Origin of the sequence: Clostridium sp. LIBA-8841 (genome assembly GCF_034439435.1) — a bacterium.
Classification (GTDB): Bacteria; Bacillota; Clostridia; order Clostridiales; family Clostridiaceae; genus Sarcina.
Genome location: NZ_JAPCKJ010000002.1, coordinates 478,649 through 505,018 on the forward strand (window position 1 = coordinate 478,649; position 26,370 = coordinate 505,018).

Below are 26,370 nucleotides of genomic sequence, written 5' to 3' on the forward strand. Positions count from 1 at the left end.
TTTTCTCTACACTTCATATCTTTTTCTATTTAAGCATATTTTTAAATGGAATATCTAAAAAGCACCACTCAACTAAAACATACCTCTTAAATAAATAAAAAAGGACAACCTAAAAAAATTACCCTTTCTTTTTTAATTCATTTATTTGCTCTTGAAGTTCATAAATCATAGCATTATAAGTATTAACATCTGCATATATTTGTTTTCTAACATATCTAGGAAACATTTCTTTTATATCTTCTACATATTCTTCTCCATCACGAGGAATTTTAAAGTCTGTTATACTTAATTCACCATTTACTCTACTCGCTTTAAGAAGTACAGGCATAGATCCTCCACTTCCAACACTGTTTTCCTTTAAAACCCAAAGATATATTTCATTTTTATCTGTTCCCAAAACTTTAAAAGCACTATAAACATGTCCTTCATTAACTACAATTTTATTACCAGTCTTATTATCAATGTATTCTCTAATTATACCATTATCTGCCTCAGTAATTTTTAAATTATCCTCACTATTTCTACCGCATCCAATAAATGATACTGTGCATATCAAAAGTATCATCATTAGTACTACTTTCTTTGAAACCTCACCTAGACTCCTACTTCTCATTTTATTCCCCTCTTTAAATCATACAATAATTAATCTTATTATAATTATTGTATCTTACTATAATATTCTAATAATTACAATTAAACCTATTATAAATTACATTTTAATTACTAAAATACTATATTACATCTCTTTACTCAAATACTTTTTACCATATGCATTTTACCAGAATTCTCTTCAACTACTTTATATCCTAAATCTTTATATAGTGCAAATGCTATATGATTAAATTTAAATACATGAAGAAGTATTTTATTAAGTCCTTTTTCTTTCGCTTCATTTTCAATCAAAAGCAAAGTTTGTTTTCCATAGCCTTGCATGCGAAAACTCTCATATACTAATATGTTGTTAATAAATGCTACCTCTTGATTAAATTTGCTGTACCATATAGTTCCTATATCTTCATTTTTAATATTTGAAATCATATAAAAGAAATTATTTTCTGTGTATTTCCCTTGTGGAAGAATCTCATCAAATTGTTCTTTCGAACTTTTAAATCCATCTTCTTCATTACACATCCCTGACTTTATTAAATCTTGCGCATAATCTGAAACACTTAATTCAATAAATTTTTCAAATTCATTATTACTCATTTTCCTAAAATTCACATCAAATTCCCTCACTCTATTTCCTCCAATAAACTCCATTAATATAATTAAACTTAGTATCTTTATGATATTAATATTACTTAGATTAATATTTTTTTAAAATTTGACCATTATTAGAAATATTCTTTCACATATACTTTCTATAAAAAATGCTATTACTAACCAATTTAAATTAAATATTATTTACAAATTATCCTTAACTGTTAAAAAATTAGTAATATTATATACATAATATTCTAAATTTATGTTATATTAGTTAACGGATATTAAAAGTAAGGAGGACAAAATGAACAGATTAACATCATTTCTAAAGAAAAGGAAAGGCTTTATTATAGTAGCTATAATTGGTATTATTGCAGGTTTTATTTTTTATAAAAATCCAACACCAGAAGAAATTGATAAATTAAAAGTAGAAAAAGCTACAATGTTAACAAAAGTAGATAACTCTCAAAAAGAACTCTCTACTCTAAATGAAGATGTAAGTAGTTTGCAAGATGAGTTTAGTAAGCTCACTACTGAAAAACAAAACCGTGAGGAAGTTTTAAAAGATACCACAGCTAAGATAGAACAACAGAAAAAAGAAGAAGCCGAAGCTAAAGCCAAAGAAGAGGCTGATAGATTAGCTAATAAGGAGGCTGAAAATAATAATCAAAGCTCTCAAAGCAATTCTAATGAAAGCTATGCTAGCAATAATAATGTTAATAATAATAATAATAGTAGTAGTAATTCAAGCACATCACATAGTTCCTCTTCTAATAATCAACAACCTTCTAAACCAGTTGGTGACATGGTGTACATAACTGCAACTGGCAAGAAGTATCATCGTATTAATAATTGTGGTAAAACCAATCCCGCTAACACAAGTTGTATTTCACTATCAGAAGCTCAATCTAGAGGATATACACCTTGTTCAAAATGTTATTAATATAAAGAAGAAAGGACTATGACTTATGAAAAACAAGCTAAAAAAAGTGCTAAAAGGTTCATTAAAATTCTTTTTAGGAATATGCGTGTTTTCTATAGCTTCTTTTATTGGTGCAGCACCAAAAATTGATCCAAGCTTAACGACTCCTCATTCTGAATTAATCAGTGATATTAGTAGTTCTAAAAAGACTCTAACTAAAACCAATGAAGAAATTTCTAAAGCTAAGGCTCAAAAAGAAGACTTAGAAAAACAGTTAAATGATTTAAATAATTCATTAAAGAAAACTAATGAATCTATTGATCAACTAGAAAGTAGCAATAGTAATTAAGATTTTATTTAAATGATAATTTTCTATATATATTTAAAAATTCATATACAATATATTTAAATATTATTTCTAGTTATATACCCTTTAAATAAAGAACCAGTTAGCAATGTATACTAACTGGTTCTTTATTTCCTTTTTTAATTCTAGTATACCTAGTGAACCTTAATAATTTTTTGTCCATAAAGGCTAGTTTTACGCTACTTTAATTACATATTCTTTGAAAATATTTGACTATACTTTTTTATAGTTTTACAATTATTACAAGAATTAAAGATATTTCTTTATAACTATGTTCAACTTATTGATTGTGAAAACTAAAATAAAAAGGAATAAGATCTCTACTAAGAAATATAAAATATGAGGTGACTATTATGAGAATAGGAATTATAGGGCCTTCTGAGGAAGAAATAATGCCATTCATTGAAAATATTTCTGCTAAAAAAACAAGCACCTTTGCAATGTTAAATTTTTATAGTGGAAATTTTAAGGGTGTTGATGTTGTATCCTTATACTGTGGAGTTTGCAAGGTGAATGCTGCAATTGCTGCTCAACTTTTAATAGACAAATTCAATGTTACCCACATTATTGTAACTGGTGTGGCTGGAGGAATTGATAAAAGATTAAATATAGGAGATACAGTTATTTCAATAGAAGTTGCCTACCACGATGTTGAAGAAGGAATTCTAACTGAATATCATCCGTGGATGAGAAGTGTTTACTTTAAAGGAGACAAGTCTCTTCTTGAAATATGCAAGAAATTATTAGATGAAAATACTTTTGCTCAAAAAATCTACTTTGGAAAAATTGTTACTGGTGAAACTTTCATAAATAATGATATAAGGGAAGAAATAATTCATAACTTTAATCCCATTTGCGTAGATATGGAAACTGGAAGCATTGCTCATGTATGTTATGTAAATAAGATTCCATTCCTAGCTATAAGATCAATAACTGATACTGAGAATGAAAGTGGCATAGAAGTTTTTGAGAATAACTGCGAAATGGCATCTCTTAACTCTATTGAGATAGTGAAAAAAATATTGGAGTTTATTTCACAAGATATTAATTTATAAAATTTTAGGACAAACTGATTTAACAAAGGAGGAGTACATATGATGAAATCTTTAAACAACTTAATTCCAATGATATTAGCTTTAGCTTTAACTACAATTATTTTTATACCAATAAATAAGAAATTTAATATATCTAGTAAAATAGCACCATTTATTCCTGTAAGCCATGAATATAAAGCTGCTCTTTTTATAGCATATACACTTTTGATTTTACTTTTAGTAGGGCTTTTAGGTATATATATAATTCCAATGTCTGATTTAGCCTATTGCATATTTACTGGAATAGTCGCAGGTATTGGTATTAATATAACTACTGAGTTATCCCCTAAACATTGTAAGTAAAAAATATATTATATATAGCTGAATATTTTTTTATAATTTAATATAATTAAAAAACACAAAAGCTCTATGTTTATAAATATCATAGAGCTTTTGTGTATTATTAGGATTATGTCTTATTATATATAAGTATTACCTAACTACTCATAAACTATACATTCTACCCTTAACAACAGCTAAAAGATTAATTACCTTTTAACTCACGATATAGTTTTCACTTAGAGAAATTTACTCATTAAAAAATTGCTTACTTATCTCAATAAACTTTTCATGATTTGAAAGCATTGCAGGATGTCCACCTTTATCAAACAGATAATATTTCCCATGACCTATTTTTTTAATCATATTTCCATATATATAATCAAAATAATCTTTATCAAGGATGCTTATAAATTCAGCTTCCTTACTTCCTGTCATAAGAATTTTTGCTTTTAAATCATTTAAAGGGTTGTGAAAGAATTTCCCAATTATTTTATCATGTTCTATGATTACATTAGTATCATTATCCACTATGATTTCCCAATCATCGCCATGCATGTATTGATAAAACATTTTTGCATTTTCATCATTCTTAGAACCTTCTCTATCTTTAGCTATATTTTGGGTATATGTTTTTAAAGGTACCTCTCCTTCAAAACTGTCTGCAATTACTTTATCAACTAATTCTGGAGCTTCTAAAGCCACATTGATTGCTGCCAAAGCACCACCACTACTTCCAATAATATATACATTCTTATAATTTTTCTGCTTTAAAAATTCAATAACTTGCTCTGCTTCATCGTACCATAAATCTATTGGAAACTTATGAAGCCTATCTGATTGACCATGCCCTAAAAAATCAATTAAAATCACTTTATAATCTGATGAATACTTTTCAACGATAAGTGAAAACATTTTTGAGGAAGCCGTATTTCCATGTAGCAATAATAATTGCTTACCATTTCCAATCTCCTCATAATAGCAAGAATGACCTTTATATGTAAAATAAGACATTCCCTCTCCTCCATTTCTCATAATAAATTCCTGTTTTTATACCAGTTAAATAAGAAAATTAATTCTCAATAATTTACAACTATCTATTAGTTTATATACTAATTATACATTATTTTTACAAATTGAACTTAGAATTTAAGTATAAAGTTTTTGACTAAACAAAATAACCTTTATACTCCTTAAATAAAAAAACTTAAAAACCCAATTATATCACTCTTTTATATAATTTAAATTCTAAAGATACTGATCGATTTCTTTAATTATAATTTCATATTAAATTTAATTTAAAAATATAAAATAAATTTTGTATTGACATTTTTCAGTACTCGTTATAAATTAACTGTAAGGATATGTTAACATTAGTTAATATTTCTTAACAAATAATCTTTATTTAGCAATCTATACTATTTCCCTTAAAAATTAAATTTACAGATTATAAATGGGGAGAGAAATAATTTATGAGTAATTTAAAAAGAAAAATTCTTGGATTAGCATTAGCATGCATTATGTCTTTTACTTTAGTTGCATGTGGCAATTCTACTAAAACAGAACAAACTAATGTAGAAAAAACTGGTGTAGAACAGATAGATGTAGAACAAACTGATAATAAACAGGAAGTTAAACTTGAAGAAGGTAACTGGGCTCCTGAAAATTATAATGCTTTAACAGATCTTATAGATACATATGGTAAAAACAGCAAGGATTATGATAAAAATAAAAAACCTTATGCTGTATTTGACTGGGACAACACATCAATAATTAATGATGTTGAAGAAGCATTACTTGCATATCAATTAGAAAATCTTGAATTTAAAATGACTCCTGAAGAATTTAGCAAGACTATTAGAATAAATATTCCAAAGGACAACTTTAAAGAGGATTGTAATAATAATGAAGGAAAACCTGTTAACATTGAATTAGTTGGTGCTGATATTGATTCAGACTACAAATTCTTATACGAAAATTACAACGGTTTCAAAGGAACTAAATCTTTAGATGAGATTAAAACTACTCCTGAATATAAAGATTTTATAGCTAAAACTAGATACCTTTATAATTCAATCGGTGAATCTTTTAGCGCTGATGTAAGTTATCCATGGGTAACTTACCTATTTGCAGGAATGACTGAAAATGAAGTTGCTGAATTAACTGAAAAATCAAATGATTATTGGTTAAGTCATGAACTTGGTGAAGAAACTTGGACTAGTCCAGAGGAATTACCAGGTAAAGCTGGTGTTGTTTCAGTTAAATTCCACACTGGTTTAAGAACAATAGAAGAGCAACAAAACCTTTATAAAACTTTAATGGCTAATGGAATAGATGTTTATATATGCTCAGCATCATTCATAGATGTTGTTAAAACATTTGCTACTAATCCTAAGTATTGGTATGAACTCCCAAAAGAAAACGTATTTGCTATGGAACTTGAAAGAGATGATAATGGTGTAATTAAGCCTGAATTTAAAAAAGGCTACGATCAAACTCAAAGCAAAGGTAAAACTAAAACTATAGAAAGATTTTTAGTTGAGAAACATGGTGGACAAGGTCCATTAATCGTTGGTGGAGATAGTTCTGGAGACGTTGCTATGTTATCTGATTTTAAAGATACTAAATTTAGTTTAATCGTTAACAGATGTAAAGGTGGTGAACTTGGTAAACTTTCAAAGGAAGCTGCTGATACTATAGGCAAACCAGATGCTAGATATTACTTACAAGGCAGAGATGAAAACACCGGAGAATTCAGACCAAGTCAAAAGACTGTATTCTTAGGAAGTACAGAAGAACAACTACTTAAATAGTACTTTTAATAATACAAAGGTTATTATAATTGCTTGCATTATTAAAAGTGTACTAGTGAAATAGTAAAATTGCTAAACTATAAGATTTATTAGAACATAAATTATGCTAAAAAAGGTTCATTAAGATAAAACTTAATGAACCTTTTACTTTTTAAATAAAATATAGTTACTTATACTTTTTAAACTTATTAATACCTATATTCTATTTAATAATTTTCAGCTCTTACTTCAAAGAATCCTTGAGCGTAATTACATACTGGACAAACTTCAGGAGCTTTTTTACCCATAACAAGATGTCCACAATTTAAGCATTCCCACATAGTTTCTTCTGATTTTTCAAATACTTTTTGCATTTCTATATTGTTTAAAAGTTTTCTATATCTATCTTCATGAGATTTTTCTATTTTAGCAACTTCTATGAACTTTTCTGCTAAATCAAAGAATCCTTCTTCTTCTGCATCCTTTGCAAATCTAGCATACATGTCTGACCATTCGTAGTGTTCTCCTTCAGCTGCATGTAATAAGTTTTCCTTATTATCTCCTAAGTATCCTAATTCTTTAAACCATAATTTAGAATGTTCTCTTTCATTTCCAGCTGTTTTTAAGAATAGTTGATAGATTTGTTCATATCCTTCATTTTTAGCTACATCTGCAAAGAATGTATATTTATTTCTAGCTATTGATTCTCCTGCTAATGCATCCATTAAGTTCTTTTCTGTTTTTGTTCCTTTATATTTGTTAGCACTTTCACTAGATGATTCTGATTTTTCTTCAACCTTTACAAATGCTGAAGCTGGACTTTTACAAACTGGACATGTAAATCCCTCTGGTAATTCTCCTTCTTGGATATATCCACAAACTGAACAACGATATTTTACTGATGTACTCATTTTTTCTCCTCCTAAATCTTTACTTCTATCAATATAAATTGTATGCAACATTTCCTCTGCAATATTACTTAAAGGTTTTCCATAAAAGTCTTCATATAGCTTTTTGATTTCCTCATTTTCATGACTTAATCTAACTTTCATACTTGAATCTCTTTTATATAGTCCATTGATACGTTTTTCCATAAGCTCATCACCTTTAAACTCAGCATCTTTTGGCTGACCACCTCCGCCAATACATCCTCCTGGACAAGTCATAACCTCAATAAAGTGATATTTTTTATTTCCATTTTTCATTTTTGAAATAAATTCTGAGGCGGTTTTGGTTCCATAAATAACAGCTATATTTATATCTAATCCATTGATTTTAAAGCTTGCTTCACGAACTCCCTCCATACCTCTTACAGTTTCTAAGTTATAAAATAATTTTGGTGGATTTTCTTTTGTTATATATTTATATGCTGTTCTAAGAGCAGCCTCCATAACACCTCCTGTGTTTGCAAATATGACACCTGCACCCGAAGCCTCTCCCATTAATTTATCAAAGCTGCTATCTTCTAAAGAATTAAAATCTATTTCTTTTTCTTTAGCCCAAATAGCTACTTCCCTAGTTGTTATAACATAATCCATGTCTCTCATGTCACCTATACCATAGTATTTACCAGATGCATTCATTTCTTCTCTTTTGATTTCAAACTTTTTAGCTGTACATGGAGTTAATGCTACATTCACAATTTTAGATGGATCAATTCCCATCTTTTTTGCAAAATAAGTTTTTATTGTAGGTCCCTGCATACCAATAGGACTCTTTGAAGTTGAAATATGCTCTAAAATTTCTGGATGAAATGTTTCTGCATATTTTACCCAGGCAGGACAACAGCTAGTAAATTGAGGTAAAGGTTTACTTTTCTTTTCTATACGCTCTACTAATTCACTTGCCTCCTCAACTATTGTTAAATCAGCAGCAAAATTAGTATCAAGTACATAATCAACTCCTAATTTACGAAGTAAGGCAACCATTTTCCCTTCAACAAAACTACCATCTTTCATGTTGAATTCTTCACCTAAAGATACCCTAATAGCTGGAGAGGTAGAAACTATAACTATCTTATCTTTATCCTTTACTGCATCTTGGACCTTACCATAGTCAAAGACTTCTGTAATACTAGATGTAGGACAAACATTTGCACATTGACCACAATTAATACAAACAGCAACATCATGAGTTTTTTCTAATGAATAATGACCATTTACACCTATGTAATCTGTACATATATTTTTACACGTACCACACTTTATACATTTATCTTCATCCCTACAAATTGATGGGTTGTCCTTTTCAATGGCTACACGAATATCTGTAGATAAATGCTTACTCATTTAGTTCTCCTCCTGTTAATTTTTAAATTTTATTTTATAACTACATATGTGATATTAAACCCTAATACATATTTTTTCAATTAATGTATTTAAATACATTCACTGTTTTTTTATTTATTATTTAACTTTTTTTAAATAATTTATATATTTTTTAACACTCACTTTAATATCTACTCTTTTTGAGATTAAATCTTCAATTTGTATAAGATTATATAAAAAATTTTAAAAACGGTGTTTTAAATTACATAATAAATATTTTTTCTTTATTTAAATATACTTTTTGAAGAATTAAATCTTATAGCTTATGCTACTTCCACTACAAAAGACAATAAAGTTATAACAGCTTGGGATAAGGATAGTAATACTTATTATTTAAATAAAAAAACTTGTGAAATGGTATATAAATAATATAGAAAAGCTCTATGCTATAAACATAGAGCTTTTTATTGTATCCAAACAAGTCTGTAAAAGTCTTTATTATGATTAATCTCTAGACATCTTACTTATGTTCTGTATTCTTCTCTTTAAACCTAATAACTCTTATTAAAAATATTGGTATCTTTTTTATCCTAAATATACGACTAGGTTCTAATATTATGCGGTGAAGCCATTCTAAATTAAGCTTTCTAAAAATTATTGGTGCTCTCTTTACAGTTCCAGCCATTATATCAATACTTCCACCAATTCCTGCACTTATTTTAACTGGCAATATATCTTTATTTCTATAAATCCATTCCTCTTGTCTTGGACAACCTAATTCAACTAATAATACACTTGGCTTTAAACGCTGAATTTCTTCTATTATTAACTGCTCCTCTTCTTTGTCAAAGTATCCATCATGAACTCCAACAATTTTTAGATTTTTATATTTCTCTTCCATTAAAACTTGAGCCTTCTTAGCAACACCAGGTTTAGCACCTAATAAATAAATGGTTTCATCAGTTTCCTTAATAGCATCAAAAAGTTCAAATATTAAATCACATCCTGCTACTCTTTCCTTTATTTCATCCTTTAATAATTTTGAGGCTAATACTATTCCAATACCATCAGGAATAACCAAATCAGCTTCATTTATAATATTAAAAAGCAATTTATTGCTTTGAGCCTCCATTACAATCTCTGGATTAGGTGTTATTAATAAATGATTTTTATCTGATTTTAAAAAACTCAATAATCTCTCTAATGCTTCTATACTACTTATGTTATCAAAAGGAACATCTAATATATTAACTTTCATAATTTATCTTCTCCTTTGTAATAAGTTAAATGAGCTTTTAATTACTCATCTCTAAAGTCATATTTTCCATTAGGCAAGTCTATATCATGTCCATTTATAGAAATAGTATCAGCATCAACCCAAGTCATATCTACCTCTTCTATATGGTAATCATTATATATTAGTTTTTCCTTTTTGCTATTACCCTCTTTCAAATAGCATCTTACTGCCCAATCTGTTGTTGATCCTCCGTTAACAAGATAAGCCTGAACTTTGTATTTTCCATCACTAGATACTGTTTCTCCTAAAAGTTCCTCACTTGGTTTAAAATATACAGTAATATCGTTTACTGCTGATGATATTTTAAAAACAGATACTCCTAAGAAGATTATACAAACAAAGATAACTACTCCCCATATAATCTTGGATCTCTTATTTTTTGAATTTTTAGTAATCCCTTTATCCTCCATAAATTTTCTCCTTAATATTTGAACTCATAACTCTCTTCTCATCTTAATTATAAATTACTCTTAGAATTATTAAAACTTACTTATATTATAAATATCAATCTTTACAGATTTTCTTCATAACAAAGATAAGAAAAAGGAAGTACATTGGCACAATTATAAAAGAAAAATCAAATAATCCAAAGTTATATAAAACCTCAAACATTCCTACAAAAGGTAATAAAATTATGTTTAATGGGTAGGTAATAAATGAAAGGATACTATCATTTGGTGTTGATTGATAAAACCAAGATAAAAAATAGTCCTTGTCAATTATAAAAACAATAAAGAAAGCCATTAATCCAATAATAAAGTTTCTAACCTTTTTAAATTTCACACTAAATATTTTTACTAAACCAATAAACAAAATAGTATTTATGATTAGTATGACATGAGCATTTTCTGTCATTGGAGTGTATTTATTATCAACCTTAAAGCCTACTACCAAAGATGAAGCATATAGAAAAATATAAATAATCACAAGTTTTAATGTTTCATTTATACTTCTAAGCTTATTTAAAAAGTTCATTTTATCCCCTCCTCTTCCATAAGTTTATCATTTAAATATTGCCAAGATATTACCTTAAGAATATTTTTAAATTTATTTAACAGATAATAAATGAAGAAATCTGATGTGGTCTTAGAGTCTCTTGATTTAGTAGATATAACTAGTTTCTATGTGAAAAACAATCTATTCTTATATCACTATTACCGTGCAAAATCTTATAAAGAACTTGGTTTATTAGATCAAGCTGAAGAATCATTTAAACTATTAAATGACCTAGTTAAAAGAAAAGGATTAACTAAGTAATCAGCTAATATACGTGGAGTTAAAATTGATATTGAATAATTTTAAAAATATAAACATTAAAGACTTAAAATGTTTTTATTATATAAATAAAGCTTATATCCCTATTCATTAAGGATATAAGCTTTTAACTCTTATATTAAATATTTTCTTTTGAATGCTGTTATTTAGAAAGTCTTCTTTGAATTAGCTTGCTGATTTCAGAAATTAGTATTACTAAAAATCCAACTAAGATTATTTTAATCCACATACTAATTGGTAAAGCTATAGTGTTGAAGAATACTCCACCAAATTGAGTTATAACAACTTGTAGAGTAAATGTCACTAGGAAAACTACTAGCATCACCTTATTATTAGAAATATTCTTAAAAATACTAGTATTGGTTAACTCCCTGCTATTAAATGCATTGAATAATTGGAATACAACAAACATTGTAAATAATATTGTTGGCATTTGTTCTTTAGTAGCACCCATAAAATTAAAAATATTCTGTCCTATAAATACTAAGGATATAAAGACTCCATTTATTACTATTCTTCTTAACATTCCTTTAGTTACAATATTAGCATTCCTCTTTGTTGGTTCTCTTCCCATTAAATCCTCTCTTATAGGTTCAAGACCTAAAGTTAAGGCTGGTGGACCATCCATTATTAGATTTATCCATAATAATTGTAAGGCTGTAAAAGGAGATTTAAAACCTAATAATATGGTGAAAAGTACAACTATTACGGATGATAAATTAACTGTAAGCTGAAACTGTATAAATCTTTGAAAGTTCTCATATATGCCACGTCCCCATTGAACTGCTTTTATAATTGTAGAAAAAGAATCATTTAATAAGACTATATCACTTGCCTCTTTTGAAACCTCAGTTCCTGATATACCCATGGATATTCCCACATCAGCACTTTTTATTGCAGGAGCATCGTTTATCCCATCACCTGTAACTGCTACAATGTTTCCTAATCTCTTAAGGATTTTCACAACTCTCATCTTTATTGATGGCGTGCTTCGTGCTATTACTCTGATTTTAGGTAATAGCTCCTCTAATTCTTCATCACTTAAGTTTTCTATTTCCTTTGCCTCTACCGCTATATGGTTGTTATGAAGTAAATCTAACTCCTTTGATATGGCCTTTGCTGTTATTAAATTGTCTCCTGTAAGTATCTTCACATCTATTCCTGAACTAAGACACTTATTGATTGAGACAAACACATCCTCTCTAAGTGGATCTGATATTGCAACAAACCCATCAAATATCATTTCACTTTCTACTAACTCTCGAATCCATTCATAATTATTAATACGCCCTAAATTTTTATGAGCAAAAGCTATTACTCTATAAGCCTTATTTTGATATTTCTCAATTTCCTTCTCTATCTCTTTTTTATTTTCCTCATTTATTTTGCACATAGATATAATTTTTTCTGGACTACCTTTTGTGTAAGCGTATGCCTCCTCTTCTTTTCCTACTATTGTAGTCATATTCTTAGTATCTGAAGAAAAAGGAAATACATAGAGCATATTATTAAAATTACGTATTTCTTTATAATCTTTCTTTGCTTCCTTAACAGCTACTAATAAAGCACATTCTGTAGGGCTTCCAATGAATTTAATTTCCTTATCTTTTAATTCTAAGTCTGCCGTACTATTTATACAGAAATTTTCTATTATGTCCTTATTATTTAACTCACTAGGTTTTACTATATGAGAATCTACATATATATCTATTACCTTCATCTTATTCTCTGTGAGAGTACCTGTCTTATCTGAGCAAATCATATTTATACATCCAATTGTTTCACAAGCAATCATCTTCTTAACTAGGGCATTTTGTTTTGACATCTTTATAATATTTATGGATAGAGACACGGCAACAATAGTTGGTAATCCCTCTGGCACAGCTGCTACTATTAGTACTATACTTGTTATAAATGCTTCAGATACTGTATCAAGAGAAATAGTTCCACTCAAGAAAAATATTATAATCTGTACTGAAAATACTATAAAGGCAGCCATGACTCCAAGCACAGTTATAAGCTTTCCTAACCTAGCTAGCTTTTCCTGTAATGGAGTATTTGATTTTTGAGTTGATGATAACTCATTGGCTATCTTACCAAACTCAGTACTTTCTCCTACATTGGTTACAATCATTTTTCCCTTTCCTTCTGTAACGAAGCTTCCTGAATAAAGCATATTCGTACGTTCTGCCACTGGGATGCTTTTCTCATGAAATATTATCTCTGAATCCTTATTTACAGGCATACTCTCACCTGTTAAAGCAGATTCATCCACCATAAGGGAGTCAGCCTCTAATAATCTCCCATCTACAGGAAGTTTATCTCCTGTTTCAACTAAAACAATATCCCCACTAACTATATTCTTTTGTGGTATTACCTGAACTTCATTGTTTCTAATAACTTTTACCAAGGTATTTTCATTGATTTTACTTAAGGCTTCAAAAGCTTTGGCACTCTTTTGCTCCATAAAAACTGTGATTATAACTGATAAAGAAATTGCTATAAATATCCCTAAACATTCAAGAAAATCAGCATTACCACCATTTAAAGCTCTTATGACATTAACACCTAAGGCAATTATTCCTGCTGAGATTAACATTAGAATCATATGTTCTGTAGCTGCATTAATCACTTGTTTAATAAGGGATTCTGATTCATATTTCTTAAGCTTATTCTCACCAAATTTCCTCTGATTTTCTTTTACCTGTAGTTCACTTAACCCTTCCCTTTCATTTGAGTTGAAAAAGTCAATAACTTCTTGTTTTTCCTTCATAAAAGCATTCATATAATCCTCTACCTCCATTTTCATCTATATAAAATAAAAACTCATGTACAGTTTTTAAACCATACATGAGTTTTATCTCTAAAACAAAAAGAGACACACGCATAGCATAAAAACTATACGTGAGTCTCATTATTTAATACAAAGCCAGACTATAAATAGTCAGTATGTTGGCATTTGTAACACATTCTCGTGCAAACTACTCCCCCACAAGATATTCTATTAAAACATCCTGTTTTGTGTGAAAGTAAAATCTAAAAATTTTTAAACTAATACTTCTTCCTTTACTTCTTCCTTAAGGAATTTATTTAGTGCATAAGCAATTCCATCTTCATCATTTGATAAAGTAACAAAATCAGAGATATCCTTTAATTCTTGTACTGCATTATCCATAGCGACACCTAGGCCAACGTATTTAACCATTGATGCATCATTATGACCATCACCAAAGGCAATAGCCTCATCTTTACTAATCCCTAAGTGAGCGAACACAGTATCTAAAGCCTTTGCTTTATCAATTCCTTTAGCAGTGAATTCAAAGAAGAAATCTGCTGTGAACATACAACTTAAAGTATCTTTAAATGGCTCCATCATTTCTTTGTAATGTGCTTGTAAATATTCTGGATCACCAGCAGTTAATATCTTATTTAATGGATAATCTGCAAAAGCTACTAAATCATCCTTTTCACATAATTTAAATCTACAATTACGAGCTTCATATTTAATTATGTTGAAAGGCTCTCCTTTATAATTTATCTTATTATCATACACATCCTTAACATACATGTATTCACCTTTACAAATCATAGGTTTAACCTCAAATTTTTTCATATGCTCAAGAACAGCTTGTCCATCTTCTACACTCATAGTTTCATTAAATAAAACTTCATTAGTCTCACAATCAATTACCTTTGAACCATTAAATGAAACTAAAAGCCCATGATGCTCGTCCATTTTTAATTCTTTAGCTAAGTACATTAATCCTGATGTTGGTCTTCCTGATGCAATAACTAAAATCATTCCATCTTCTTGAGCTTTTAATAAAGCTTCTTTAGTTTTTTCACTTATTTTCTTTTCATTGTTTGTTAATGTTCCATCAACATCCATAACAATTACTTTGTATTTCTTCATACTTTCACCTCATAAACTGTAATAATAAAATCAATTAATATTATATAGGGAAAAATATTTCATAACAAATTATTCTATAGCTTATATGTAGTTAAATAAGGATATATATTGTGCTAAGGGGTTTTCACCTTGACTATACGTAAAAAAGTGATTTAGCTTCTAGCACATAACTAAATCACTTAAAACTTCTAAATACCTAATAATATTTTTTTAATTCCTTCTATTGTTAACCCATTAGCTTTTAATTCTTTTATTTCTTCAATACGCTTAATTACCTCTTCTCTTGGAAACCTTCTAACGAGCCTATTATCAATCTGTTCAAATGGTAATAGCCCCTCCTCCGTATAGTATTTTAATGTACTGTATCTCATGCCAGTTAACTTAACTAATTCGCTTATTGTAACAAAATCAGAATTTTGTATTCTCTTAATACTTCTTGGTATTGACATTATCTACACCAATCCTGCAATTATATCTGAAACTAAGTTAAGTGCTGAATAATTTTCAATCTTAGTAATTTCTTTCTTAATTAATTTAAAAATTCTAGTTTCATTACTTTTAGCTACTTCTTCTATTCTCTCTTTTATTATTTTATACTCATACTCTGAAAAATAAGCCATTAGCATTTTATTTGAATCTAAAAGAAGTGAAAGATACATAGTATTTTCATCAATAGATCTCTCTTCCAATAATTCAGCTCTTAATTTTTGAATGATATGCTCTCCTATATCCTTGCTATCCTTAAAGGTTCCTTTAGAGAAATCCACTAACTTTTCTCCATTTTCCTTTTCTAAAATTCCATTATCAATAATCTCTTTTACAATAGAGTTATATACCTTGCTACAAAACTTAGAGTGTATATAAAAATGCTCTATCCACCCATCTAGTTTCTTTAAGTTCTTGGACTCATGAATAGTCTTTAAAACCTCATCAACATATTGAATTCCAGTTAATCTTGCATCAGTAACAATAATTTGATCCTTCTCATTAAAAGCTATCTTATTGTCTAAAAACAACTCAATTAATATAGATGAATTGAATAGATCTTAGTATTTCATAATTTTAGCTTATCTATTAAATATAAAAAACCTCCTTTCTTAACATCTAAAAGAAAGGAGTCATTATAAACTCTTACTTGCTTAATACAACGTTATTCATTCCATTAGGAAGTAATTCTGTTTTTAAGTTATTTGCTTTAATATTTCCTGTAGTTGAATATTGATCATTTATGTTAAAGAAGAAGTTGATATTTTCATTTTCTCCAGCATTAGAAAGAGTTACACTCCATACTCCATTTCCATCATTCTTCATATTAACTGGTTTCCAGTTATTTAAGTTAGTGTTTATTTGAACATTTTTATTTATGTTTTGGCTATCATCATATGTTACTATTATTGTTCCATCACTATTATTTTTATAGCTTACTACTCCAGTTAAGTTAGCTATGTTTTGATTAATATTTCCTATATTCCAAGGAATACTATCCTTCGCTAATTCTGGCATAACATCATATGTATCATAAACCTTATGATTTCTAGTGAAATCACTATCCCAACCATTTAAGTACCAGTTTTCACCACCCCAAGTTGTATCACTTAAGTACCAGTTTCCATATAAGTTAACAAAGTTCCAAGCATGAGGTCCTCCTGCATATCCATTTACCCATATTCCTTCTAATCCAAGTCTTTGAAGTAAATACTCATATCCCTTTGAATATCCTCCACAAATAGCTTTGTGATCTATAAATGAACCTCTCATATCTCCACAAGCCCCTGTATTTGCATACTTCACCATACTTTCATAATTAAACTGTAGTGATTGTATTATCTGATATACACTCATGTTAGGTTGAATTTTGCTTAAAATTTCTGAAACTGATTTTTCTGTTTCTAAAAGTTGTTTATGGTAATCATCTCCATTTTGAGCCCCGTTACCTATATAAAACTTTTGTCCAACAACCTTTCCATCCTTGTTGATAGGTGATGCTCCCCAGTCCTTTAATAAGAACATCCTTGGACAATTTCTAACTAAATACTTTTGTATTTTTTGAGAATCATCGGTATTTATGTTTATTCCTTGAGAAGCATAATCTATAGAAACTATAGTATTTCCCTGTGAATCTCTTGGATATTTATCATCACTATTATCATAATTAAGTAAAGTTTTATAAGCTAAGTCCCAAGCCCTTTGTCCATCTTCACTTAATAATGTTCTGGCATAATATACTTCTGAATCAAAAGGTTTAGTTAATTCATTTAAATCTGCATTTAAAATATATTTATATCCTGTAACTGTCTCCTGCTTCATATTTTCCTTATTTAATAATTGAGGATATATTGAAACATTAAACTCACCAATACTAACATAAATTGGAGTATTAGCATTTAGTCCCTTATCATCAGTTATGGTTATAGAAAAATTTCCTTTTGAATCAGCATTTCCATAGAACTTATTGTCATCTACAGAAACACAAACCTTATTACCTGGCTCTGTAGTTCCTAAAACATTAGCTGATACTATTGTTCCCTCGCCTAAAATATTCAAAGGTTTAACATCAATACTTGGAGTATAGTTCACAAGACCTTCCTTAGTTATCTCAAAATATTGAGTTTTCTCAATACAATCTGTTCTTGTTGAAGTTCCACTGCTGTATAAAGTAGGATTAGATAATCCTGAAGATTTATTTATATTTAATGCTACAACATCTCCATAATTGAATGATGCATCATTAATCTTAGATACAAAGTCCTTAACATATTTGCTGTTTGCAGTTGCATCTAAAACTGCTTGTCCACTTTTCTTAGTGATTAATTTGAAGGTAAAGTTATTGTCTGAGTTTCCAAAATTACCCGACTCACTTATTGCCTCTATCTTCATAGTATTTTGGTTAAATAAGATTTTTAATGAATTTCCTCCCCATATATTCTTAAAGTTTATATATGAGTTATCGAACACTTTCTTCTCTGGCTCACTAGCCTCCACATTAGTATTTGTAGTAGTATCTAAGTTACTCTCAACTACTGCCTTATCCCCTGTCTGTGTCTTATCTACAGTATCAGCATAACTTATCTGTGATGTAAAAGACGTAAATGCTATTGCTGATATTATTAATAAGCTTATTGACTTTTTTCTCATAAATTTCCTCCTAAATATGTTTATAACATTTTAATAATATGTATAATTTGTTAATTTATTTTATTATAATATAAAATTGGTAGAATTTATATTATAATTTTTAAAATAATTAATTTTAATATTAAAATTAATTTATTAAAAATTTTTATACATTTCATTTCTTAAATTCACGCTTTATAAATCTTTTGTTGATATATCTTATTACTTTCACACCAATTTTGTAAATTTTCTGACCAGTTATGCAAAATGTGTTGTGATTTTTTTATATAAAAGTATAATTTAACTTGAATAAAATTCTAAAGCAAAGGAGAGAAAATTATGAAAAGATTTTTGTGGTTTAACATTGAAAAGCTAAAAGAAGATCCGGATTACTTTTTGGTCATATTTTTATTTTTGATAATAATACAGTTAGCATTTTATTTTCCTTTAGACAAATCTCAAGATTTTGGTGATATTGTTTTTGGACTATCTACATCCATTTTCTTCATCTACACTCTATTTTGCAAAAAAGAATTTACATATAAAGATGTTTGGAAATGTTTTTAGACTTTAATTAAAATATATCTCAAAATGAATAACTTAATTTTAGTTGTTTATTAATTAAAATATTAATTTTAGAAAGGATTGAATTTATGGTTATATATTATTGTATATCTTTAATAATACTTTTAATTATATTGATGACTGGTATTGTTCATCCACTTTGTGCATTTTTAGCTAGAGATACTCACATAAGATTTAATGGTGTTTTATATAAAAACTTAAATGAAGAAAAATACAAAAAGATACTCTTTTCAACCTTTTTAAATTTCATTATTCTAATTTTATGTCTATTTACAGTATATTTTAAAGCTAATACTGTTTCTTCTTTACTTATAGTAATATTAGGCATAGTATTTCTTCAACAGTATATATTAAGACCTTTAAAATAGTTTAATTTTAAAATAAAAAGGCTAGTTAGATTAATTACCTTCTAGCCTTATTTTAATATTTATAATAAGTAGAAACTGTACTGTCACAATGCCCCAGTCTAATCTATCTAAAACATCCTTTGTAAACTCATAATAGTTCATATTGTGATTGATTCTTTCAATATCTATTTCCTCATACATTAACGCCCATGCTACTTACCTTAACATACAAATTAACTTAATATAGATATTTTATATACATTAAATATTTGAGCAGGCTCTGATTCAGCAACTTGTCCATCATAAGTAACTTCAATTAAGTCCCCTAACTTTAATTCCTTAAGACTCACGCTCTCCCCATCTAAGTTTATTATTTTTGTATTATAATCTATATGAAGTATAAAGTTTCCTCTATGATTAACATCATTTTCTGCAATTCCTTTGACCATAATACTATTATCTCTCACTTCAACTATATTACAGTAAAAATTCACTTTCTCTTTTGACTTTGATATAAACCTAAAGCCAACAGTGCTAAAAATAAAGATTAATAATAAACCTATAACTCCAAATACCACTTTATTTTTTCTCAAATTTATTGCTCCTTAATTAAAAAAATTTGATACTTACCTCTTTTGGAATCCTATTGAAATACATAATATAATTAAAAAGCAAATTATTAGTTAATCTACTCTTCAACTTGTCTATTTCAATATAATCTATAGGATTATTTCCTATGTCTTAAAATAAATGTTATATTAAATTTATTTCTTCTTTATAATCACTTGATTTACTTATTGATAATTATGTTATATTTTAAAACATTGTTAAAAATATAAATTAAAAGGGAAGTCAAAAGACTTCCCTTTATTGGCTTTTTAAGAAGATTGCATTTTTCAATCTTCTTTATTTCTAAATGTAAATATTAATTTTTCTCAACTAAAGTTTGTATCTAATGATTTTTTAAGATTACCTAAAAGTATAATTATTTAAGATCCTCTACTACTTTAGCCATAGTTAAAGCTAAATCATCACCCTTTGAATTATCTCTAAAAAAATTAAACTCTTTATTTGTAGTTATTATTTTTACTTCTTCTTCCTCACCCTTAGTAGTTACTGAAAACTCTTTTAAGTCTTTAAAAGGTATTTGGTCAATGTTTCTTGTCTCTTCAGCATATCCTAAAGATACATGTCCTATGTGTTCTAAGTAAAGCGAATCCCTAGTTAAGATTAAATGTATCTTATATGCAACATCTCCTCCTGCTCTAGTTATTAGATTTCCAATAAAATTCATAGCCACATCTTTATTACTTACAGATTTCATAACTGTAATTTTCATTAGAATTTCTTCTTCATTTAAATTTAGTTTAAACATAAAACCCCTCCCATATAATACATATATTGTTAATTATACAGTAAAACCTCTAAAAAATTAACACTTTTAAAAATTTATTTTTTAATTTGGTTATGTTTTAGGTGAGTGTTGATTTTTAGCTAGCCATTCAGACCTAACTAAAAATCAACACTAATTTAAAACAAAGCCTTTAATTTAAAGAAAATATTAACTAATTAAATTTAGACTTTTAAATTAATACTTACTTAAGCCCAAAATAAAAGTCCAGTAGAAACTTTAATTATTCTACTGGACTTATTTTTTAGTTTTAAAGTCATATTTTTCATTAAACTCTTAATGAATTAGACTTTTACCTCTTTAATCAATCTAAATTTTATACATAGCTTTTAGACTTACAAAGTTTCTTGAATTCGTCAGCTACGAATTGTACTTGTGTTCCAACAATAACTTGAACACTTGTTTTTCCAGGTCTTATAACACCTGATACACCTGAAGACTTTATCTTCTTCTCATTAACTAATGTAGGATCTTTTACTTCTAATCTTAGTCTAGTTATACAGTTATCAATGGATGTGATATTACCTGCGCCTCCTAGTCCCTCTAAGATAACTTTTGCAACATTAGTGTAATCATTGTTTGCTAAAACTGCATTTGAATCATCTTCATCATCATCTTCTCTACCTGGAGTCTTTAAGTTAAATTTCTTTATAATAACTACGAATACTACATAGTATATAACTGCCGCTACTAAACCTATAGCAATTAAGTATAATGGATTTAAAGCCATTGGTGATTTAAAGCTTAATATCCAGTCTACGAAACCAGCACTGAAGTTAAATCCTGCTCTTACCGGTAAAGCCGCAACAACAGCCATGGATATTCCTGTTAATAATGCATGAACTACATATAATCCTGGTGCTAAGAACATGAATGCGAATTCTAATGGCTCAGTAACACCTGTGAAGAATGAAGATAAGGCAGCAGCTAATAATATACCAGCAGCAGCTTTCTTTTTATTCTTTTTAGCACAAGTATACATAGCAAAAGCAGCTGCAGGTAAACCAAACATCATTACTGGGAAGAAACCTGACATATACATACCAGTTTGTCCTAAAGTACCATTTGTTGCTGACCAGAAGTTTGCTATATCATTTATACCAGCAACATCAAACCAGAATACTGAGTTTAAAGCATGGTGTAAACCAAGTGGTATTAATAATCTATTAAAAAATCCATATATCCCAGCTCCTATTGGTCCCATAGATATCATAGATTCACCAAATGAAACTAATCCACTATAGATTATAGGATATACAAAGAATAAAACTAAAGCAGCTACTATTGAAGCAAGTGCAGTTACTATAGCTACACATCTTCTTCCACTAAAGAATCCTAAGAAATCTGGTAACTTAGTATTTTTAAATCTATTATAACAACCAGCACCTATTAAACCGGCTAAAATACCTATGAATTGGTTCTGTATTTTTCCGAAGGCTGGGTTAACAGCTTCAACGTCTACACCTTGTAGCATAGCAACAACAGAAGTAGATAATAATGTAGTTATCATAAGCCATGATACTAAACCTGCTAAGCCTGCAGCTCCATCATTATCATCTGACATACCAACTGCTACCCCAATAGCAAATAGAATTGCCATGTTATCTATAATAGCTCCACCAGATTTTAATAAGAAGGCTGATATAACACTATTTGCTCCCCAACCTGTTGGATCTATCCAGTATCCAATTCCCATTAATATACCTGCTACTGGAAGTGCAGCAACTGGTAGCATTAAAGATTTACCTAATCTCTGAAAATATTTCATCATATTAAATTTTCCCCCTTATAAAGTCCACGTTCTGTTAAACAAACCAATTAAGAATCCCTTATTTCTTAAAAGGCTAACTAATTTTCATAGTAAAGTAACAGATTGACAATTTAATAATTACATTCGCTTATAATTGCTTTTAAAAACGTTTTCTTTCGCTATTCAAATTCACTATTAATAATTAATTTGATAGCCCTCATAAAAATCTCTTTTATACACCTCCCTAAAAACTATGTAATAAAACTTTGATTTAATAAACAGCTAACTTCATACACCAAACCACTTATAATAGTTGTATGTATTTTATTTAATTGTTTATTATATATGTATTTACTTATTAAAATATAGTTTAAATTTTTATTTAGACTTAATATTTCAACTAACATTTATAAGATAAAAATACATATTTTAACTTTATTTTCATTTTAATTATAACATGTATATTATTTACATATTATATACATTAAGTAAACATTCCTTTAAAATTCTATATATTAAATAATATTCTGATTTACTAGAAAGCAAAAATAGGAAGTCTGTTTAATAAATTGACTTCCTATTTCTTATCTATTCATCTTCAAATCTAAATAACTCTTCAACTGGAACCTCAAAAATTTTTGCTATATCCATAGCTAGTTTTAAAGAAGGATTGTATTTACCACTTTCTAAATGAACAATAGTTTCCCGTCTTACACCAACTAACTCTGCAAGCTCATTTTGTTTCATTAGTGCATTTTCTCTATATTCTTTTATTTTTGTTTTTAATATAGGCAATTTATTTAAATCCCCTTTCTCTCATAGTAACTAAATAGGATAGCTCTTAAAAACATTATTCCAATTACAATTAAACACAATATATTCTTGAATAATTTCAAAATAAACTCACTAGAAATATTTGTAGGAAAATCTATAAAAACAATAATTGCTACCACAATCCAAAGCAAGGCTTTAATGCATATACCATCTACTTTTCCAAAAATTTTGTTAGCATATTCATCATTTTTTTCCTTTTCCTTTGTTTCATACCCTAAAGTAATAATTATAATAATCCACGACACTAGTCCTAAGAAGCTACTTGTTTCTCTACTAAAAAAGTTGGAATCTTGCAATACTTTTATTAAAAATACAAATAACCATGGTACAGTTCCTAAATATAGTTGATTTTTAATACTTAACTTGGTTTCTGACACACTAACCTCTCCTTTAAAGTTATATATTTCTAACTCCCATGTTATAAATATATACCATTTACAAATAATAGTAAATGGTTTTATGATATATTTATAACTTTTTTTGATCAAATATCAGAAAGCATCTTTTCATTTCATTCAAAGTTATAAGTTCAAAATATAAAATTATAAATTCTGATTTTCATTTAAAATTAAGCTAAATCTAAAAGAATGACTAAAAATCATTACTCAATTAAATCATAATTTAAAACTATAACTTTAAATTATAAAAGTTATATATTAATCAATTGGAATTTATTTCATTTTCATCAATTATTTGTGTATAATAAGAATAAAGATTATTTAGTAAGATATCTTTCTAAAAACACTATATTTATAGAGGTGAAAGTTATGAAAAATATTGTGATTATCCCTAAGGTAAATGAAGGGATCAAACCTAATCTTTTTGGTATAAGTTAAACTCTAATGTAAAATTATTTTATTATTCACATAAGATTTTTTATTCTAATTATTGCAAACTAGATAAGAGAATTTGCAGTAACTTTTTAAAATACTTAATTAATAAGAAGTATATTATATTAATATGAGAGGAAAATGTCAAAATGAATAGTAAAAAGGGAGAATTTGATTCACTAAAAAAATTAGTCTTAATTACTATCCCCCTCGTTATAATCATGTCGGGAATTTTCTTTTATTATAATAGGAGTTATTTTGATACTGAGTTTAATGTTGGTTCAAATATTACTATTGATGATTTAGATAACAATGAAATTGAAAGCTTAAATAAGCTATGTAAAGTTTGGGGGTTTGCTAAGTATTATCATCCTAAAATAGTAGATGGTTCAAAGAACTGGGATTTTGAATTATTCAGAGTTATGCCAATGATTCTAGAAGCTAAAAACCAAGATGAAGTAAATAATATTTTATACGATTGGCTTAATAAGCTTGGAAAATTTAAAGAGAACTCATATAGTGAAAATACTGAAGTTATGGTAGAGGCAGATACTAATTGGATAAGTGATGAAGAATATTTAAGTAAAAATCTTAGCAACCTATTGGTTAAAATGTCAAAGTCTTATATATCTGATAGAGATAGAGCTTATGTAAATTTTAAAGATAATCCAGTCTATTCAAATTTTGATAATGAACGACAATACAGTTTTGACTATAAGGATGATGGGTATAAGCTTCTTAGCTTATTTAGATATTGGAATATAATTGAGTATTACTATCCATATAGAACCGTTATAGGTGAGGATTGGAATGAAGTATTAAATGAGTTTATTCCAAAAATCATAGATAGTGATAATGATTTATCATATAAACTAACCTTATCAGAATTGACTTCAAAAATACATGATTCTCATGCATCGATTAATGATATTGCTGGTACTTTGTATAACTATTGGGGAACTAATCTTGCACCTATTAAATTTCTTTTAGTTGAAAATAAAATTGTTGTTACAAATATAATTAATAAATATGAAAATGCCTGTAATTTAAAAGTTGGAGATGTGATATTAGAGATTAATAATAAAGATATATTTGAAATAATAAAGGAAAAATCTAAGTATATTTCATTTTCTCGTGATGAAGCTATAGTAAATAGTTTAAAATATTATTTATTTAGAACTTCAGATGATAGTTTATCTCTTAAAATAGAAAGAGATGGAAAAGAATTAATTGAAGAAGTTAAATGTTATAATGCTAGAGAAGTTAATCTTGATGAAGTAAATGGAGAATCCCATGAGCTTTTATCTGATAATATAGGTTATATAAATCCAGGAGCTTTAGCCAAAGATGAAATAGATAGTATTATGGATAAATTTAAAGATACTGATAGAATAATTGTTGATTTAAGATACTACCCATCAGATATAATAACACATACAATGTCTGATTATCTTTTATCAGAAGAAACTGTATTTTCAAAACTCACAATAGCTAACAAATCAATACCTGGTGAATTTATATTTCCTGGAGATATATCAGTGGGAAAAAATAATGAAGATTATTATAAAGGAAAAATTGTAGTAATAATTAATGAGTGTACTCAAAGTCAGGCTGAATTTACTGCAATGGCTCTTAGAAAATCTCCTAAGGCTGTTGTAATTGGAGAAAACTCCATAGGTGCAGATGGAGATGTAGCAAACATAACTTTACCTGGCGGAATAATAACCACAATAACAGGAATAGGAGTATATACACCAGAAGGTCTTGAAACTCAAAGAATTGGGATTAAACCTGATATATATGTAAAACCAACTATTCAAGGAATAAGAGATGGAAAGGATGAGCTTTTAGAAAAGGCAATTGAAATCTCAAAGTTAAAAAACTAAAAGAAATTGATATGATTAAATATGGCTCTTACAGATTAAATAGATAAATTCTAATTTTTAGAATAAATTAAATAGACTTTATAAGAATAATTTTAAAATATTACAAAGATACAGAAATGGAGAATCTAAAAATTTTAGATTCTCCATTTTTTTGTTATTAATTATATTATGATTTGCTATGTGACTTTGTATGAAATTTAATAC

Annotated in this window: 27 protein-coding genes; 9 read left to right on the plus strand and 18 right to left on the minus strand. The window is 27.8% G+C overall.

Annotation, left to right across the window (positions count from 1 at the left end; all coding sequences use genetic code 11):
* Positions 1–118: 118 nt before the first annotated feature.
* Both OIF33_RS07845 and OIF33_RS07850 read right to left on the minus strand, forming a co-directional pair.
* Positions 119–613 carry a hypothetical protein gene (locus OIF33_RS07845; protein ID WP_322503676.1) on the minus strand — a complete coding sequence of 165 codons (495 nt, stop codon included), beginning with the start codon at positions 611–613 and terminating at the stop codon, positions 119–121.
* A gap of 137 nt (positions 614–750) precedes the next feature.
* Positions 751–1,236, minus strand: coding sequence for a GNAT family N-acetyltransferase (locus tag OIF33_RS07850; RefSeq protein ID WP_322503677.1), 486 nt, complete (start codon positions 1,234–1,236; stop codon positions 751–753).
* A 271-nt stretch (positions 1,237–1,507) separates the two neighbouring features.
* On the opposite strand from OIF33_RS07850, the gene OIF33_RS07855 reads away from it, so the two are divergent.
* The 4 genes from OIF33_RS07855 (at position 1,508) to OIF33_RS07870 (ending at position 3,889) form a co-directional block, all read left to right on the plus strand.
* Positions 1,508–2,146 (plus strand): hypothetical protein, encoded by a 639-nt coding sequence (locus OIF33_RS07855; protein ID WP_322503678.1) that lies wholly within the window; start codon positions 1,508–1,510, stop codon positions 2,144–2,146.
* A 25-nt stretch (positions 2,147–2,171) separates the two neighbouring features.
* Positions 2,172–2,474, plus strand: a complete 303-nt coding sequence (locus OIF33_RS07860) for a hypothetical protein (protein WP_322503679.1) — start codon at positions 2,172–2,174, stop codon at positions 2,472–2,474.
* Positions 2,475–2,845: 371 nt separating this feature from the next.
* Complete coding sequence (locus OIF33_RS07865) at positions 2,846–3,547, plus strand: 5'-methylthioadenosine/adenosylhomocysteine nucleosidase (protein WP_322503680.1); 702 nt, start codon at positions 2,846–2,848, stop codon at positions 3,545–3,547.
* Positions 3,548–3,586: 39 nt separating this feature from the next.
* Positions 3,587–3,889 (plus strand): hypothetical protein, encoded by a 303-nt coding sequence (locus OIF33_RS07870; RefSeq protein WP_322503681.1) that lies wholly within the window; start codon positions 3,587–3,589, stop codon positions 3,887–3,889.
* A 225-nt stretch (positions 3,890–4,114) separates the two neighbouring features.
* On the opposite strand, the gene OIF33_RS07875 is transcribed toward OIF33_RS07870, so the two are convergent.
* Positions 4,115–4,879: an alpha/beta hydrolase gene (locus tag OIF33_RS07875; protein WP_322503682.1), complete on the minus strand. Its 765-nt coding sequence runs from the start codon at positions 4,877–4,879 to the stop codon at positions 4,115–4,117.
* A 458-nt stretch (positions 4,880–5,337) separates the two neighbouring features.
* Here OIF33_RS07875 and OIF33_RS07880 point away from each other — a divergent pair, with 458 nt between their 5' ends.
* Positions 5,338–6,678 carry a haloacid dehalogenase-like hydrolase gene (locus OIF33_RS07880; protein ID WP_322503683.1) on the plus strand — a complete coding sequence of 447 codons (1,341 nt, stop codon included), beginning with the start codon at positions 5,338–5,340 and terminating at the stop codon, positions 6,676–6,678.
* 206 nt (positions 6,679–6,884) lie between these two features.
* On the opposite strand, the gene rbr is transcribed toward OIF33_RS07880, so the two are convergent.
* The 4 genes from rbr to OIF33_RS07900 all read right to left on the minus strand — a co-directional run bounded on the left by rbr (position 6,885) and on the right by OIF33_RS07900 (position 11,196).
* Positions 6,885–8,945, minus strand: coding sequence for a rubrerythrin (gene rbr / locus OIF33_RS07885; RefSeq protein ID WP_322503684.1), 2,061 nt, complete (start codon positions 8,943–8,945; stop codon positions 6,885–6,887).
* 499 nt (positions 8,946–9,444) lie between these two features.
* Positions 9,445–10,182 carry a WecB/TagA/CpsF family glycosyltransferase gene (locus OIF33_RS07890; RefSeq protein ID WP_322503685.1) on the minus strand — a complete coding sequence of 246 codons (738 nt, stop codon included), beginning with the start codon at positions 10,180–10,182 and terminating at the stop codon, positions 9,445–9,447.
* Positions 10,183–10,223: 41 nt separating this feature from the next.
* Positions 10,224–10,631 carry a DUF5412 family protein gene (locus OIF33_RS07895; protein ID WP_322503686.1) on the minus strand — a complete coding sequence of 136 codons (408 nt, stop codon included), beginning with the start codon at positions 10,629–10,631 and terminating at the stop codon, positions 10,224–10,226.
* A 94-nt stretch (positions 10,632–10,725) separates the two neighbouring features.
* Complete coding sequence (locus OIF33_RS07900) at positions 10,726–11,196, minus strand: hypothetical protein (protein WP_322503687.1); 471 nt, start codon at positions 11,194–11,196, stop codon at positions 10,726–10,728.
* 90 nt (positions 11,197–11,286) lie between these two features.
* Between OIF33_RS07900 and OIF33_RS07905 the strand changes: the two genes are divergently transcribed.
* Entirely contained in the window at positions 11,287–11,478 is a 192-nt protein-coding gene (locus tag OIF33_RS07905) for a hypothetical protein (RefSeq protein ID WP_322503688.1), read from the plus strand.
* 160 nt (positions 11,479–11,638) lie between these two features.
* Here the strand turns inward: OIF33_RS07905 and OIF33_RS07910 are convergent, their stop codons facing one another.
* The 5 genes from OIF33_RS07910 to OIF33_RS07930 form a co-directional block, all read right to left on the minus strand.
* Positions 11,639–14,281, minus strand: coding sequence for a calcium-translocating P-type ATPase, PMCA-type (locus tag OIF33_RS07910; RefSeq protein WP_322503689.1), 2,643 nt, complete (start codon positions 14,279–14,281; stop codon positions 11,639–11,641).
* Between the two features lie 261 nt (positions 14,282–14,542).
* Positions 14,543–15,409, minus strand: coding sequence for a Cof-type HAD-IIB family hydrolase (locus OIF33_RS07915; protein ID WP_322503690.1), 867 nt, complete (start codon positions 15,407–15,409; stop codon positions 14,543–14,545).
* 188 nt (positions 15,410–15,597) lie between these two features.
* Positions 15,598–15,858, minus strand: a complete 261-nt coding sequence (locus tag OIF33_RS07920; protein WP_322503691.1) for a helix-turn-helix domain-containing protein — start codon at positions 15,856–15,858, stop codon at positions 15,598–15,600.
* A 3-nt stretch (positions 15,859–15,861) separates the two neighbouring features.
* Positions 15,862–16,437 carry a GOLPH3/VPS74 family protein gene (locus tag OIF33_RS07925; protein ID WP_322503831.1) on the minus strand — a complete coding sequence of 192 codons (576 nt, stop codon included), beginning with the start codon at positions 16,435–16,437 and terminating at the stop codon, positions 15,862–15,864.
* Between the two features lie 103 nt (positions 16,438–16,540).
* Positions 16,541–18,544: a hypothetical protein gene (locus tag OIF33_RS07930; RefSeq protein ID WP_322503692.1), complete on the minus strand. Its 2,004-nt coding sequence runs from the start codon at positions 18,542–18,544 to the stop codon at positions 16,541–16,543.
* A 318-nt stretch (positions 18,545–18,862) separates the two neighbouring features.
* On the opposite strand from OIF33_RS07930, the gene OIF33_RS07935 reads away from it, so the two are divergent.
* Positions 18,863–19,090, plus strand: a complete 228-nt coding sequence (locus OIF33_RS07935) for a hypothetical protein (RefSeq protein ID WP_322503693.1) — start codon at positions 18,863–18,865, stop codon at positions 19,088–19,090.
* An 86-nt stretch (positions 19,091–19,176) separates the two neighbouring features.
* Positions 19,177–19,476, plus strand: coding sequence for a hypothetical protein (locus tag OIF33_RS07940; protein ID WP_322503694.1), 300 nt, complete (start codon positions 19,177–19,179; stop codon positions 19,474–19,476).
* Between the two features lie 30 nt (positions 19,477–19,506).
* On the opposite strand, the gene OIF33_RS07945 is transcribed toward OIF33_RS07940, so the two are convergent.
* The 6 genes from OIF33_RS07945 to OIF33_RS07970 all read right to left on the minus strand — a co-directional run bounded on the left by OIF33_RS07945 (position 19,507) and on the right by OIF33_RS07970 (position 23,827).
* Positions 19,507–19,656, minus strand: coding sequence for a hypothetical protein (locus OIF33_RS07945; protein WP_322503695.1), 150 nt, complete (start codon positions 19,654–19,656; stop codon positions 19,507–19,509).
* Positions 19,657–19,688: 32 nt separating this feature from the next.
* Positions 19,689–20,048: a DUF3221 domain-containing protein gene (locus OIF33_RS07950; protein ID WP_322503696.1), complete on the minus strand. Its 360-nt coding sequence runs from the start codon at positions 20,046–20,048 to the stop codon at positions 19,689–19,691.
* 392 nt (positions 20,049–20,440) lie between these two features.
* Entirely contained in the window at positions 20,441–20,830 is a 390-nt protein-coding gene (locus OIF33_RS07955; RefSeq protein ID WP_322503697.1) for a hypothetical protein, read from the minus strand.
* 352 nt (positions 20,831–21,182) lie between these two features.
* A complete protein-coding gene (gene nagE, locus OIF33_RS07960; protein ID WP_322503698.1) occupies positions 21,183–22,637 on the minus strand; it encodes an N-acetylglucosamine-specific PTS transporter subunit IIBC in 1,455 nt (484 codons plus the stop codon).
* Positions 22,638–23,204: 567 nt separating this feature from the next.
* Positions 23,205–23,411 carry a helix-turn-helix transcriptional regulator gene (locus OIF33_RS07965; protein ID WP_322503699.1) on the minus strand — a complete coding sequence of 69 codons (207 nt, stop codon included), beginning with the start codon at positions 23,409–23,411 and terminating at the stop codon, positions 23,205–23,207.
* A gap of 5 nt (positions 23,412–23,416) precedes the next feature.
* Positions 23,417–23,827, minus strand: a complete 411-nt coding sequence (locus OIF33_RS07970; protein WP_322503700.1) for a hypothetical protein — start codon at positions 23,825–23,827, stop codon at positions 23,417–23,419.
* Between the two features lie 602 nt (positions 23,828–24,429).
* Between OIF33_RS07970 and OIF33_RS07975 the strand changes: the two genes are divergently transcribed.
* A complete protein-coding gene (locus OIF33_RS07975; RefSeq protein ID WP_322503701.1) occupies positions 24,430–26,166 on the plus strand; it encodes a S41 family peptidase in 1,737 nt (578 codons plus the stop codon).
* Positions 26,167–26,370 lie beyond the last annotated feature (204 nt).